General features: G+C 61.8%; 11 protein-coding genes. 4 read left to right on the top strand and 7 right to left on the bottom strand.

Annotation, left to right across the window (positions count from 1 at the left end):
• Positions 1-10: 10 nt before the first annotated feature.
• From ABSE61_RS10950 to ABSE61_RS10925, 6 genes are all read right to left on the bottom strand, one after another.
• Entirely contained in the window at positions 11-1,009 is a 999-nt protein-coding gene (locus tag ABSE61_RS10950) for an ABC transporter ATP-binding protein (protein WP_423871115.1), read from the bottom strand.
• The gene (locus ABSE61_RS10945) at positions 1,006-1,995 is read right to left on the bottom strand and encodes an ABC transporter ATP-binding protein (RefSeq protein ID WP_423871114.1); all 990 of its coding nucleotides are present in this window, start codon (positions 1,993-1,995) and stop codon (positions 1,006-1,008) included. Before ABSE61_RS10945 ends, ABSE61_RS10950 begins: the two co-directional genes overlap by 4 nt.
• An 18-nt stretch (positions 1,996-2,013) precedes the next feature.
• Entirely contained in the window at positions 2,014-2,865 is an 852-nt protein-coding gene (locus tag ABSE61_RS10940; protein WP_423871172.1) for an ABC transporter permease, read from the bottom strand.
• 68 nt (positions 2,866-2,933) lie between these two features.
• Positions 2,934-3,875: an ABC transporter permease gene (locus tag ABSE61_RS10935; RefSeq protein WP_423871113.1), complete on the bottom strand. Its 942-nt coding sequence runs from the start codon at positions 3,873-3,875 to the stop codon at positions 2,934-2,936.
• A gap of 16 nt (positions 3,876-3,891) precedes the next feature.
• Complete coding sequence (locus ABSE61_RS10930; RefSeq protein ID WP_423871112.1) at positions 3,892-5,493, bottom strand: ABC transporter substrate-binding protein; 1,602 nt, start codon at positions 5,491-5,493, stop codon at positions 3,892-3,894.
• Between the two features lie 146 nt (positions 5,494-5,639).
• Positions 5,640-6,809, bottom strand: coding sequence for an amidohydrolase/deacetylase family metallohydrolase (locus ABSE61_RS10925; RefSeq protein ID WP_423871111.1), 1,170 nt, complete (start codon positions 6,807-6,809; stop codon positions 5,640-5,642).
• 186 nt (positions 6,810-6,995) lie between these two features.
• Here ABSE61_RS10925 and ABSE61_RS10920 point away from each other — a divergent pair, with 186 nt between their 5' ends.
• Both ABSE61_RS10920 and ABSE61_RS10915 read left to right on the top strand, forming a co-directional pair.
• Positions 6,996-8,219, top strand: coding sequence for an ABC transporter substrate-binding protein (locus ABSE61_RS10920; protein WP_423871110.1), 1,224 nt, complete (start codon positions 6,996-6,998; stop codon positions 8,217-8,219).
• Positions 8,220-8,359: 140 nt separating this feature from the next.
• Positions 8,360-9,085, top strand: a complete 726-nt coding sequence (locus ABSE61_RS10915; RefSeq protein ID WP_423871171.1) for a DUF3750 domain-containing protein — start codon at positions 8,360-8,362, stop codon at positions 9,083-9,085.
• Positions 9,086-9,091: 6 nt separating this feature from the next.
• Here the strand turns inward: ABSE61_RS10915 and ABSE61_RS10910 are convergent, their stop codons facing one another.
• On the bottom strand, positions 9,092-9,763 hold the full coding sequence (locus tag ABSE61_RS10910) for a TetR/AcrR family transcriptional regulator (protein ID WP_423871109.1): 672 nt from the start codon (positions 9,761-9,763) through the stop codon (positions 9,092-9,094).
• A 185-nt stretch (positions 9,764-9,948) separates the two neighbouring features.
• Between ABSE61_RS10910 and ABSE61_RS10905 the strand changes: the two genes are divergently transcribed.
• Together ABSE61_RS10905 and ABSE61_RS10900 are read left to right on the top strand one after the other, a co-directional pair.
• A complete protein-coding gene (locus tag ABSE61_RS10905) occupies positions 9,949-11,196 on the top strand; it encodes an efflux RND transporter periplasmic adaptor subunit (RefSeq protein WP_423871108.1) in 1,248 nt (415 codons plus the stop codon).
• A 41-nt stretch (positions 11,197-11,237) separates the two neighbouring features.
• On the top strand, positions 11,238-14,447 hold the full coding sequence (locus tag ABSE61_RS10900; RefSeq protein WP_423871107.1) for an efflux RND transporter permease subunit: 3,210 nt from the start codon (positions 11,238-11,240) through the stop codon (positions 14,445-14,447).
• The last annotated feature ends 51 nt before the right edge of the window (positions 14,448-14,498 follow it).

The following is a 14,498-nucleotide window of genomic DNA, read 5'->3' as shown; positions in this document are numbered from 1 at the left end:
GCCGGGCAGATCACGCGCCGGTTGTCGGAGATTCCGGAATTGTCTCGAGATGGCAGGCCGCCCACTGGCCCTCGGCTCTCTGGCGAAGCTCCGGCTCTTCGGTTCGGCAGCGATCAAACACAAACGGGCAGCGCGTATGAAAGCGGCATCCGCTCGGGGGGTTGATCGGACTCGGGACGTCGCCTTTCAGGATGATCGGCGTGCGGCGAACGGTCGGGTCCGGCACCGGCACCGCCGACAACAGCGCTTTGGTGTAGGGATGTTTGGGACTGGCAAATATCTGCTCGCGGGCTGCGATCTCGACGATCTTGCCGAGATACATCACCGCGATACGATGGGTCATGTGCTCGACGATCGCCAGATCATGGCTGATGAAGAGCAGCGCGAGGCCGAATTCGCGCTGCAAGTCCTGCAACAGGTTGACGATCTGGGCCTTGACCGAGACGTCGAGCGCCGAGACCGCTTCGTCGCAGACGATCAAATCCGGCTCGGCCGCGAGCGCCCTCGCAATGCAGATGCGCTGGCGCTGTCCGCCCGAGAACTCGTGCGGCCTTCGGTCCAGCGCGTCGCGCGGCAGGCGCACGGTATCCATCAAGGCCGCGACTTTCGATTCAAGTTCGGCGGAGGACTTGGCGAGACCGAAATTGCGGATCGGCTCGGCCAGGATAGCACGCACACGCAATCGCGGATTGAGGCTGGAGAACGGGTCTTGAAATACGACCTGAACCCGCCGCCGCATCTGCTTCAGGCGATCCGGCGAAAGATCGTCGATGCGCTGGCCATCGAGCACCACTTGGCCCGCGGTGATATCGAACAAACGCAGGATCGCGCGGCCGACCGTCGATTTGCCGCAGCCGGATTCGCCGACCAGCGACAGCGTCTCGCCACGCGCGATTTCAAAGGACACCCCGTCCACGGCATAGACGCGGCTCGCATTGCGCTTGAGAAGGTGGCCGCGAACCGGGAAATGCTTCTTGAGGTCGTTGACCTGCAACAGAGGCGCGTTCATGCCGCGACCGCCTCCTTACGCGCAAAATGACAGGCGGCGAAATGGCGGGAAGATTTTTCTTCGAGTCCTGGTGCGACCTCGCGGCAGAGATCAGTGGCGATGGCACAGCGGCCGGCAAAGGCGCAGCCGGTGATCCGCTGCTTGAGGCTCGGCACCTGACCGGGTATTTCGGCAAGGCGCCTCGCCGCACCGGTCAGCGAGGAGCCGAGCTTGGGTACCGCGCCAAGCAGGCCTTGCGTATAGGGATGGCGGGGCGCGCGGAACAGCTCGGCGACCGGCGCCTCTTCGACCTTGCGGCCGGCATACATCACCATGACGCGCTCGGCGACTTCGGCCACCACGCCGAGATCGTGCGTGATCAGGATCACCGCGGCACCCACCCTTTGCTTCAAGTCGAGCATCAGTTGCAGGATCTGGGCCTGGATCGTGACGTCGAGCGCCGTGGTCGGCTCGTCGGCGATCAGAAGTTTTGGATTGCAGGCGAGCGAAATCGCGATCATCACCCGCTGGCGCATGCCGCCGGACAATTGATGCGGATATTCCCTCACCCGCCGCGCCGGCGCCGGGATGCCAACCAAGGTCAATAGCTCGACGGCACGCGCCTCGGCGGCTTCCTTGTCGAGCCCCTGATGCAACCGCAGCGTCTCGCCGATCTGGCGGCCGACGGTCAAAACCGGATTGAGGCTCGTCATCGGTTCCTGAAAGATCATCGAAATGTCGTTGCCGCGAATGGCGCGCATTTGTCGATCGCTGAGTTTCAGAAGATCGCTACCCCGGAATCGGACCGAGCCTGCTATCTTGCCAGGCGGCTCGGGGATGAGGCGCATCAGCGACATCGCGGTCACCGACTTGCCACAACCGGACTCGCCGACAATCGCCAGGGTCTCTCCCTCATCGACATGAAAGGAGACGCCGTCGACGGCGCGGTTGATGCCGTCGGGGGTGCGGAAATGAGTCTGCAAATTCTCGACTTCGAGCAATGCCATCGGATCAGACCTTACTCATCACAAGCTCTTGGCCATGCGGGGGTCGAGGGCGTCGCGCAGGCCGTCGCCAACGAGGTTGACGGCCAGCACGGTGACGGAGAGGAAGGCGGCTGGAAAAAATACGATATAGGGCTTCACCTGCCACAGCGCCCTGCCCTCGGCCATGATGTTGCCCCAGGACGGAATCGTCGGCGGCGTGCCCGCGCCGATAAAGGAGAGAATGGACTCCACGATCATCGCGCTGGCGCAGACGTAGGTGGCCTGCACCAGCATCGGCGCCATCGTGTTGGGCAGGATGTGGCGAAGAATGATCATCGGAGTTCGCGTGCCGGAGGCAATCGCGGCGTCCACGTAAGCCTGCTCGCGCAACGACAACACGACGCTGCGCACCAGCCGTGAAACGCGCGGGATTTCCGCGACCGTGATCGCCATGATGACGTTGCCGACGCTGCCGCGTGTCAATGCCATCAGCGCAATGGCGAGCAGGATCGGCGGGATCGACATCAATCCGTCCATGACGCGCATGACGATGCCGTCAGCCCATCGCACGAAACCCGAGACGAGGCCGATGGTGAGCCCCGCGAGCGTCGCCAGTAGCGCCACCGAAAGGCCGACCGTGAGCGACACCCGTGTCCCGTACAGCACCCGCGAATAGACGTCGCGGCCGAGCGCATCCGTTCCGAACCAGTAATCGGCCGACGGCGGACGGGTGCGTTTAGCGGGCGCGAGCGCCGTCGGGTCGACGGTCCAGAGATAGGGAGCGAAGATGCCGATCAATACCAAAGCGAGAAGCAGCGCCCCGCCGATCGCAACGGTCGGATTGTTGCGCAAAAAGCCGATCACGCCGCGCCGCACTTTCACCGGCAGCATCAGATCCGGCAATGCTCGCGCGATTGCGAGTCCCGGCGGAATAGCCACAGAACTGGCGGTCGAAACGGTCAATAGCGAATCCTCGGATCGAGCATGGTGTAGGTGACGTCGACCATCAGGTTGACCAGCGTGTAGAGGAAACTGAACATCAACACGACGCCCTGAATCACCGGATAGTCGCGGCGCAGGATCGCATCGACCGTCAAACGGCCGAGGCCGGGAATAGCGAATACGCTTTCAGTCACCACCGCGCCGCCGATCAAAAGCGCCACGCCGATGCCGATCACCGTGACGATCGGCACGGCGGCGTTTTTCAACGCATGAACGAACAGGATGCCGCGTTGCCCCAGACCCTTGGCGCGCGCGGTGCGGATATAATCCTGCTGCAACACTTCAAGCATGGAGGCACGCGTGACGCGCGCGATCAGCGCGATATAGACACAACCGAGCGCAACGGCGGGCAGGATCAGGTTTTGCAGCCATGGCCAGAAACCCTGGGTGATCGGCGTGTAACCCTGCACCGGCAGCCATTCGAGTTCGAGCGCGAAGACATAGGCCAGGACATACCCGACCACAAAGACCGGCAGTGAGAAGGCGGAAACGGCAAAAGCCATGATGACGCGGTCGATCCAGCTGCCTGCTTTCCAGGCCGCGACCACGCCGAGTGGTATGGCGATGACGAGGGTCAAAACGAGCGTCAGCATCATCAGCGACAGCGTCGGCTCGATCCGCTGCGAGATCATCGACGTCACCGGAAGGTTGGTGAAGATCGAGGTACCGAGATCGAAATGCAGAATGCGCCAGAGCCAGCTGCCGAACTGGACCAAAAACGGCCGGTCGAGACCGAGGCTTTGCCTGATACGTTCGACGTCGGCCGGGCTCGCCTGATCGCCGGCAATCACCGCCGCCGGATCGCCCGGCGCGATATAGAGGAGGCTGAAGACGAACAGCGCAACGATCGCCATCACGGGGATGGTGACGAGGATACGCCGCAGGATATACGAGGCCATGTGGATTACCGCTGCGTCAGGCGGTCTTCGATACGCCCCACATGAAGGGTAACGGCCCTTTCACGATACCGGACACATTCTTTCGCCAGGCCGTGTAACTGAGGAAGAAGCCGGTCGGCGCATAAATCACATCTTCCATCGCGGCCTTGTTGAGGCGGCCGATTGCGCCTTTTTCCTCGTCGAGGCTCTTGGCAGCGAACCACGCGCTGACTTCGGCTTCCACTTTCTCGCTCTTCGGCCAGCCCCACCACGCCTTGTCGCCCGTGCCGCGGATGGCTGCGTAGCCAATCGGGCTGATGCAGTCCGCGCCGGCATGCCAGGTGTGGAACATCTCCCAGCCGCCCTGGTTGTGCGGCGTTTTCTGCGCACGACGCGCGCCGACGGTGCCCCAGTCGGTCGCGACGAAGTCGACGTTCATGCCCATGCGTTTCAACAGATCCGCCGTCACGTCACCTTGCGCCTTGGTAATTGGCTGATCCTGCGCCACGATGCAGGAGACCGGCTCGTTGGCGTACCCGGCTTCCGCGAGAAGTTTTTTGGCGGCATCGATATTGTGCTGCTTGAGAATGTCGCCACCCTCTTCCGAATAAAGCGGTGTGTTGGGCGCGAAAAATCCGGGGATCGGCTTCCAGAGTGCGTTGTCGTCGCCGACCAGCGCGCGCATGTAATCTTCCTGGCTCAACGCCGTGAGCACGGCGCGCCGTATCTTCACGTTGTCGAATGGCGCGTGCGTGTGATTCATCCGGAACACGCCGATGTTGCCGAGCGGGTCGGCGATATCGACGGCGATGTTGCGGTTTTTCTTCAGCACCGGCACGAGATCGGGAATCGGATTTTCCCACCAGTCCACCTCGCCGTTCTGCAAGGCGGCCGCAGCCGTGGCAGGGTCCGGGATCACCACCCATTCGATGCGATCGAGCAGCATATGCTTGCCGCCGGCGAGCCACGATGACGGTTCCTGTCTCGGCACATAGTCGGTGAATTTTTCGAACACCGATTTGGCGCCGGGCACCCATTCGCTCTTCACGAATTTCATCGGGCCCGAGCCGACATATTCGGTGATCTGCTTGAACGGATCGGTATGGGCGATCCGCTCCGGCATGATGAAGGAGCAAGGCGCATTATTCTTGGCGAGCGCGACCAGCATCTTGGGAAACGGCGCTTTCAGGACCCACTTAAACGTGCGGTCGTCGACGGCGACCAGTTCGTTCTGCATCGCTTTGATCGTCTGCCCCTGGGGGTCGCGGGCCGACCAGCGCGTCAAGCTGGCCACCACGTCCTTGGCGAGCACCGGCTCACCGTCGTGGAATTTCAGCCCTGGCCGCAGGCGGAAGGTCCAGGTCAGGCCGTCGCTCGAGACCTCCTCGGATTCGACCATCTGGCGCTGCGGCTGCAATTTGTCGTCGAAGCCATAAAGCGTGTCCCACACTAACGCTGCAGCATTACGCACCACATATTGCGTGCCCCAGATCGGATCGAAGTTGGCGAGGTCCGCCTGCGGCACAAAGCGCAGGGTGCGCGCAGCGGCGCCTTGCGAAAGCGCCGGCATCGACAGGCCACCTGTCGCTGCCAGGCTGCCCGCCCCCGCCAATCCCTTCAACACCGTCCTGCGATCCATCGAGGCCTCCCAATTTCCGAAAATGCCAAAAGCGATTAGGCGCTAAACGAGCCCCTCAGGCAATGGCGAACAGCCCCATTTGCTTGCAAATGGTATGCCAGCAACCCGTCGATAAAGACCAATTAAATCAGATCGATCACAGCATTTTAGCCCGCGAGCCGCTTGAATTTGGGCGACTCCCTTGGATGCCACCAGCGCCCGCCAATCACGACGCCCTCGGACGCGATCTTGCGGTCGCCGATCAGGTGCTCGCCGACAACGTCGACATAATCGAACTTGCCTTCCTGGATCGATAGCAGGGTGGCGTCGCCGACACTGCCCGGCTTGAGGCTGCCGAGTTCGGGACGCCGCAGCGCCATCGCCGCATTGACCGTCGAAGCCGCGACCACGTCGGGAAACGGCATTCCCATGCACAGGAACTTGGACATGGTCGTCACCTGATCGAAAGCCGGCCCGTTGATACAGAGGATGTGGATGTCGGAAGAAATCGTATCCGGATAAAAGCCGTTGGCGAGCATGGCGCGCGCGGTCTTGAAGGCGAACGAACCCTTGCCATGGCCGATGTCGAAGAACACGCCGCGCTCACGCGCTTCCAGCACAACCTTCTTCACCGTGCCCTGAGCCGTGGCCGGGGAATTGGGAAACGGCCGGAAGGCGTGGGTGAGCACGTCGCCCGGACGCAGAAGAGACACGACCTCTTCGTAGCTCGGCGGCGGATGGTCGATATGGCACATCAACGGCATCCCGACTTCGTTCGCCGCTTCGAGTGCGATTTGCAAGGGCACAATGCCAGACGTTCCCGAGGAATTGCGGCCGACCCGCACCTTGATGCCGACGATGAGATCGCGATTGGCGTCCGCGACCTCAACGGCGTCAATCGGATTCATCAAACGGATTTCCTCGCTCTCGCCCACCATCACGCGATGCGAATAACCATAGATGCCGGCATGCGAGACGTGCAGATAGGCCAAGATGCGCACCTGACTGGGCTCTATCACATGCTTGCGAAAGCCTGCGAAATTCCCGGGACCGGCGCTGCCGGTATCGATCGCGGTGGTGACGCCGGAAGTGCGGCAGAACTCTTCAGCGTCGATGCCGATCGACGTGCCGCCCCAATAGACATGCGTGTGCAGATCGATCAGGCCGGGCGTGACGATATAACCCGACACATCGCGCACGTCGGTGCCAGGGTCGACCTTGAGCGCGTTTCCGACCATGGCCACCTTTCCGCCGGAAAAAGCGACATCGGTGACAGCATCAAGTTTCTGGGAGGGATCAACCACGCGGCCGCCGCGCAGGACCAGATCGAAAGGCATCGGTTTCTCCGAATAAGCAGGGGAAGGGCGCAACAGGAGGGTTTTGGCTGCGCCTGAATAATTGAGCAAGTATTTGATAATTGAGCAAATACTTAGACCACTGTCATCCCCTAGCGTCGCGGTTCTGACATTCATATCCTGTCATATCATGTGGCACCGGGGCTCTCGTGTGGATCGGAGGCGGATATGATCAGATGGATTGTCACATTTGCCGCAGGCCTTTTCGCCGTGTGGTCATTCGCGGCGCTTGGCGATCCCGTCCTCAAAACTGGCGATGCGGGCATCCGTATCGGCAATGTCATGCCGTACACCGGGGCGCTGGCGGCGTTTGGCGCCATTGGACGAGCAGAAGCCGCCTACTTCCAGATGCTCAACGAGCACGGCGGAATAAACGGTCGAAACGTCGAATTTATCTCATACGACGACAGCTCCGATCCATTGCAAGCGATGGATCTCACGCGCAACCTCGTCGAGACCGAGAACGCGCTTTTTGTATTCGGTTCGTTCGGGACACCGAGCAACCTGGTCGTCAGAAAATATCTGAACGAAAAACATATCCCGCAGCTGTTTGTGGCTTCAGGCGACGACCAATGGGCCAACCCGAGAGATTTTCCCTGGACGATGGGATGGCCGCCGGCGTTTCGTACCGAGGGACGCATCTATGCGAACTATATCCAGGCTTACTACTCCGAAAAGAAGATCGGCGTGCTTTGGCAGAACGACGAGTTCGGCCGCGACCTTTTCCGGGGTTTGGAGGAAGGTTTAGGCGACGCCGCCCGGATGATCGTGACCGACACGGCCTTCGATGCAACGGATCGCTCGCTCGACCCGCAGTTGGATATCCTCCACAATTCGGGCGCGGAGATTCTGGTCTTCGACGGCGCGCCAGCGATGGCCGCTCAGGTGATCCGGCATCTAGGCGAATCCGATTGGCACCCCGTGCTGGTTCTCGACAATGCGGCGGCTTCCATCGCCAGTGCGCTGAGGCCAGGCGGTCTTGAAAACTCCATCGGCGTCATATCGACGGCGTTTCTGAAGGATGGCAGCGATCCTGCCTGGAAAGACGACACCGCCATGAAAGAGTATTTGTCTTTCATGGACAAATACGATCCGGAGGGAGACAAAGAAGATATCTACACGGTGTTTGGCTATGCGGTTGCCCAGACCCTCGTTCAGGTCTTGAAGCAATGCGGCGATGATCTCTCCCGCGAAAACGTCATGAAGCAGGCGCAGTCGCTGAAGGATTTTCGAAGCTCGGTCACGTTGCCGGGGATTGCGATCACCACAAGCCCGACCGATTTCCGCCCCGTCAAGGAAATGCGACTGGTGCAGTTCGACGGCAGAACCTGGCAACCGATCGGGCAACTTTTCGACAGCGCGTTTACGAGCGGCGCGGGGAACGCTCACTAATGTCTGATGCCCGGTAGTGTCTTAGGCCCGGTAGTGTCTGGCGGATTTTCGCCGGGCGCGCGCGATCGCGGCTGGCGAAAAGTAACTGGACAAACTACATTAACAGCGACAACGAAATTTGCGTCACCGTGAAGAGATACGTGTTCATTCTCCTGCTTCTGATCGTAGCGCCGCTTCTGGTGTCGACCGCGAGCTATCTGCTTGGCGATCGGCGCGGAAATTGGCAGACCGCGGACCGTTCCAGCGCAGGACTGCTACCGCCGCCGTCCGAATACCCGGACGCGCTGATCAGGGTTTTCGCGGCAAGAACTGTTCGCTGGCGTGGAATCTTCGCCGTGCACACCTGGATTGTCGTCAAGGAGCGCGGCGCGGCGTACTATACCCGCTACGACTATACGGCATGGGGTGAGCCCATTCGCGTCAATGGTTTCGCCGCGGATGGACGATGGTTCGGGGCTATCCCGCAGGCTTTGGTGAGTGTTGACGGGCCGGAAGCGGAGAAACTGATTCCGACCGTTCACGCGGTCGTCGAGAACTACAGGTTTCGCGCCTACGGAGATTACAGCGCCTGGCCAGGACCGAATTCAAACACCTTCGTTCAGGCCGTACTTGACGCGATCCCCGAACTCGATGCCGTCCTGCCTCCTACCGCGATCGGCAAGGATTACCCCTACCGCGGCAACTGGGTTGGATTGACGCCCTCTCGCACCGGCGTGTTTGCCTCGCTGGGTGGCTATCTCGGCGTCACGATCGGCTGGATCGAAGGCCTTGAACTCAACATCCTCGGCGGTGTTATCGGCCTCGACATCCGCCGTCCCGCGTTGAAGTTTCCCGGAATCGGCCGCCTCGGCGTTTCGCAAGCTTGATCGCGACTAGCCAATTCGGTCTTTGCGAGTTGCGCGCGAATCGGCCGGCCAGGCGCGCATGGCAAGCCGGCCGATTTCGACCAGCGTCTTGCGTGACGCGCCATCGCGGGCCTGCACTGCAAGACCGCGAGCGACAGCGCTATAATAGGCCGCCAGCATTTTGGCGTCGGTATCCTGGGGCACGTCACCCCTCGCGATGCCTTTGTGGATGCGCTCCGCCATCGCGCTTTCCGAAAAAGCACGATGCTCGGCCATCATGTCGCGGATGTTCGTCATGCCGGGCGGGCAATGGGTACCGGCCAGTGAGATCATGCAGCCGAGCGGGTGATCGCCGCGGGTGAACTCTTCCGCGGTCGCCTCGAACAGGTGCGCGAAGGCCGTCCTGGTATCGATCGAAGGGTCATTGAGGATGGCGAAAAACCACTGGCCCGCCCATTCGAGATAGGAGCGCGTGGCCTCGCAATAGAGCGCTTCCTTGCTGCCGAACGAATTGTAGAAGCTCGACGCGCTGATCCCCATCGCGGCGATCAGGTCGTCGAATGACGTGCCTTCATAGCCGCGCTCCCAGAACAGGTTCATCGCTTCTCTCAGCGCGACGTCGTGATCGAACACCGCCGGCCGTCCCCGGCCACGTTTGCTCTCCTTGCTTTTCTTCCCTCGAATTATTTTTGGTGTCATCGCTCCAATAATCCTTGAACCGCGCCTCCCCGATTTTATATGCCTTCAATCATATTGGAGTGTTCCCTCCAGATATCAATCCCGGACGCTACTCTTCCACCTCTTAATCAACATCGCGCATCCCCCTTCCCGGCAACGCCGCGACCAAATTTCGATTAATATGGCAATGGCTTATGGACAGTCTCATGGATCAGATCAGCGACCCCTCGACGATTGAACGAGAAAGTCTCGGCGAACCGTCGGCGCGGCCGCACCGGCGAAGCTGGAGGACCGCCGTGGCCGCGGTCATCGCGGTCCTGGCTTTTGCCGTTCTCTATGTCGGCTTCGGATTTCAAAGGAGCGGCAAGACGGCGGCGGCGGTGCCGCCCGCCCCGCCAGTGACAGTCAGCCAGCCGTTGCGGCGCGAGGTCGATACGCGGGCAGGCTTTCTCGGCCAGTTCTCGGCAATCGACCGCGTGGAATTACGCGCGCAGGTCGGCGGAACGCTGACCGAGATTCACTTCAAGGACGGCCAGATCGTGCACAAGGGAGACCTTCTCTTTGTGATCGATCCACGCCCCTATGAAATCAAGCTCGAACAGGCCAAAGCGGCGTTGCAGACGGCGGCCGCACGCGTCGAGCTCGCCAATACCCAGCTCTCGCGTGCGCAATCGCTTCGCCGCAACGAATTCGCAACGCAAGAGACGGTCGACCAGCGCACGTCCGACCAGGATTCTTCCAAGGCCTCGGTCGAGGACGCCAAGGCACGGATTCGAGACGCCGAGCTCGACCTTGAATATTCGCAAGTACGCGCCCCCTTCACCGGCCGCATCGGTGCACGCCAGGTATCGATCGGAAGCCTCGTTGCAGGCAGCCGGGCGTCCACCAGCCCGACCACGCTCTTGGCTACACTGGTCTCGCTCGACCCGCTCTATCTCGACTTCGACATGAGCGAATCCGATTTTCTCACCTTTACCCGCCAGCGCGCCCGCATCGGCGGTCCGCTCGCCAACAAGGTCGTGCTCGGTCTTAGCGATGAAAACAACTTCGCCCGTCAGGGAACGCTCGACTTCGTCGACAACGCGCTTGATCGATCCAGCGGAACCATTCACGCACGGGCCACGGTGCCGAACGCGGATCTGTTCCTGGCGCCGGGTCAGTTCGCGCGGCTGCGGGTCGCGATCGCGCCGCCGGCAACGGTCTATCTGTTGCCGGACTCCGCGGTCATCCTCGACCAGTCGCAGCACCTCGTGATGACGGTCCAGCCGGATTCAACCGTGAAGCCCAAGATCGTGACCACCGGCGATCTTCGCGGCGGGTTGCGCGTGATTTTGTCGGGCCTGGAACCGACCGACCGCGTCATCATCAATGGCCTAGTGCGCGCGATGCCCGGCGCCAAGGTCACGCCGCAAGACGGCGCCATCCAATACGACGCCACCGTGGACGGCAGCTAGAGCAGCCGCCAGCAACCGACTGGTCCCAGGCAGGAGTTTCCATGACCCACGCCTTTATCGACAGGCCGATTTTCGCCACCGTGCTGAGCGTCTTCGTGACCCTGATCGGGCTCGGCGCACTCGCCATCCTGCCCATTGCGCAATATCCGGAGATCGTGCCCCCCACCGTGCAGATCACCACCAGCTATCCGGGGGCTTCCGCCGAGGTGGTCTCGCGCACCGTCGCCACGCCGATTGAGCAGGAGATCAATGGCGTCGAGAGCATGCTTTACATCAACAGCCAGTCGACCGGCGACGGCAAGCTCACGATCACCGTCACGTTCCGGATCGGAACCGATCTCAACGTAGCGCAGATGCTGACGCAAAACCGGGTGCAGGACGCTTTGCCCCGCCTGCCCGAGGACGTGCAGCGGCTCGGCGTGCAGGTGCGCAAGGCCACACCCAATATCCTCCTTGCCGTCCACCTCTATTCGCCCGACAGCTCGCGCGACCTGCTCTACACCTCGAACTACGCAACGTTGCACGTCAAGGACGTGCTGGCGCGGTTGCCCGGCGTCGGTGACGTGACGATGCAGGGCGGGCGTGAATATGCCATGCGGATCTGGCTCGATCCGGACAAGATCGCTGCGCACAATCTCAACGCCAATGAGGTCCTCGCCGCGCTGCGTGCCCAGAACGTCCAGGTTTCGGCCGGCATTCTGAATCAGCCGCCGGTCGCCTCAAAACAGGCGTATCAGCTTAACGTTCAAGCACTCGGCCGGCTGTCGACGCCCGACGAGTTCGCCGCCATCGTATTGAAGTCGGACAATCAGGGCCGCGTGACGCGCCTGCGCGATGTCGGCCGGGTCGAGATCGGCGCCTCGGATTACGGCTCGACCGCCTTCATGGACCGGCAGTCCGGTCTGCCACTGCTGATTTTCGCCCAGCCGGGCGCCAATTCGCTCGCCGTCGATCGCGAAGTGCTCGATACGATGCAAACACTGGCCAAGGATTTTCCACCCGGCCTCGCCTACACGATCATCTATGACCCGACGATCTTCGTCGGTAAATCGGTCGACGAGGTCGTCAAAACGATCTTCGTCGCGATCCTGCTGGTGGTCGGAGTCGTGTTCCTGTTCCTGCAAAGCTGGCGCGCGGCGATCATCCCGGTGATCGCGATCCCGGTCTCGCTGGTCGGCACTTTCACCTTCCTCTATGCGCTTGGAATTACGCTGAACAACCTGTCGCTGTTCGGCCTCGTACTGGCGGTCGGCATCGTGGTCGACGACGCCATCGTCGTGGTGGAGAATGTCGAGCGCAATCTTGAGCGGGGCATGCAACCGGCCGAAGCCGCCCACGTCACTATGCGAGAAGTCGGTGGCGCGCTGATCTCGATCGCGTTGACGCTGTGTGCGGTGTTCGTGCCCTCGGCATTCCTCTCCGGCATCACCGGGCAGTTCTTCCGGCAGTTCGCGGTCACGATTGCCGCTTCGACGCTGATCTCCTGCTTCGTCTCGCTGACCCTGAGTCCCGCGCTCTGCGCCGTGCTGTTCAAGGCCCATGAGCCCGGCCACGCCGCGCGCGGTTCATGGATCGCGCGGCTGGTAGGTGCCGGATTCGACCGCTTCAACTTCGGCTTCAACTGGCTTTCCACGAGCTATGGGCGGTTAACCCGGCGCCTTGTGCAGATCACCGGTGTCGTGCTGGTGGTCTATGTAGCGCTGATCGGCATCGCCGGCGTCCAGTTCTTCCGCGCCCCGACAGGTTTTATTCCGGAGCAGGACCAGGGCTATCTGATTACGGTCCTGCAGCTGCCGCCCGGCGCGACGCTCGACCGGACCGAGGCCGTGGTCAAGCGGGCGATCGATATCATCATGTCCACGCCCGGCGTCGAGCACGTCGCCCCGTTCGCTGGTCTTGACGCCACCACCTTCACCATCGCCTCGAACGCCGCCACGATCTTTTCCGGCTTGCCGTCGCTGTATAATCACGAGGTCAAGGGCGTGACGGCGGCGAGCGTGCTGGTCGACCTGCGCAAGCGGCTCTCGGTCATTCAGGACGCCTATGTGCTGACGATCCCACCGCCGCCGGTGCAAGGCATCGGCAATGCCGGCGGCTTCAAGATGATGCTGCAGGATCGCGCCGGGCTCGGATCGGATGCGCTCTCGAAGGCGGCCCAAACGCTGGTCGCCGCCGCCAACAAGGACCCGAGCTTTGCCGGCGTCTTTACGCTGTTCGGTACGCGCTCGCCGTCGATCTATGCCGATATCGACCGCGAGAAGGCCGAAAAAGTCGGTCTCACGCCGACCGACGTGTTTACAACCTTGCAGCTTTATCTCGGCTCGCAATATGTCAACGACTTCAATTTCCTCGGCCGAACTTATCAGGTCATTGCTCAAGCCGACGGCAGCTTCCGCCAGGATCCGCAGGACATCGCACGGCTGAAGGCCCGCAACGGTTTAGGCGAGATGGTGCCGGTCGGCACCGTGGCGCGGCTGAAGGCCGAAAACGTACCCTACCGCGTGCCGCGCTATGATCTGTTCCCAGCCGCCGAAGTGATGGGCGTCGCCGCGCCCGGCATTGCGACCGGCTCTGCGCTGCATCGGATGGAAGAACTCGCCCATGAGGTACTGCCGCCCGGCATCGGCTTCGAGTGGACCGAGCTTGCATTCCAGCAGCAGCTGCCGGGCACCTCGTCGCTCCTGGTGTTTGGCGCCGCCGCGCTGTTCGTATTCCTGGTGCTCGCGGCACAGTATGAGAGCTGGAATCTGCCGCTGGCGGTCGTCATGATCGTGCCGATGTGCCTGCTTGCCTCGGTCACCGGGCTGTTGATACGCGGCATGCCGATCGACGTGCTGGCGCAGATCGGTTTCGTCGTGCTGGTCGGCCTCGCCGCCAAGAACGCGATCCTGATCGTGGAATTCGCGAGGCAAACCGAAGAAAGTGGCGCCACCCCCGGCGAAGCCGCCGTCACTGCGGCGCGCACGCGGCTGCGGCCGATCCTGATGACGTCGCTTGCCTTCATCTTCGGCGTCTTCCCGCTGGTGGTTGCGACCGGCGCCGGCTCGGAGATGCGGCAATCGTTAGGGACCGCCGTGTTCGCCGGCATGCTGGGCGTCACTGCGTTCGGCCTGTTGTTCACGCCGGCCTTCTACACCGTTGTGCGGAAGATCGGCCGCGCTAAGCCGAAGAAGACGGAGGGGGCCATTTCGTCCGGCGATATTGCTGCGACAAAGAGCCCGCAGGCAAGCAAGCCAGTTGCCGCGGTATAGATTGTCCCGCCGGCCTTGTCCCGCCAGTCTTGCGCCGTCGGTTCAGCCAAT

Source organism: Bradyrhizobium sp. (assembly GCF_049519115.1).
Lineage (GTDB): Bacteria > Pseudomonadota > Alphaproteobacteria > Rhizobiales > Xanthobacteraceae > Bradyrhizobium.
Note: the sequence above shows the minus strand (reverse complement) of the source record. Positions and strands in the feature narration are given on the sequence as shown.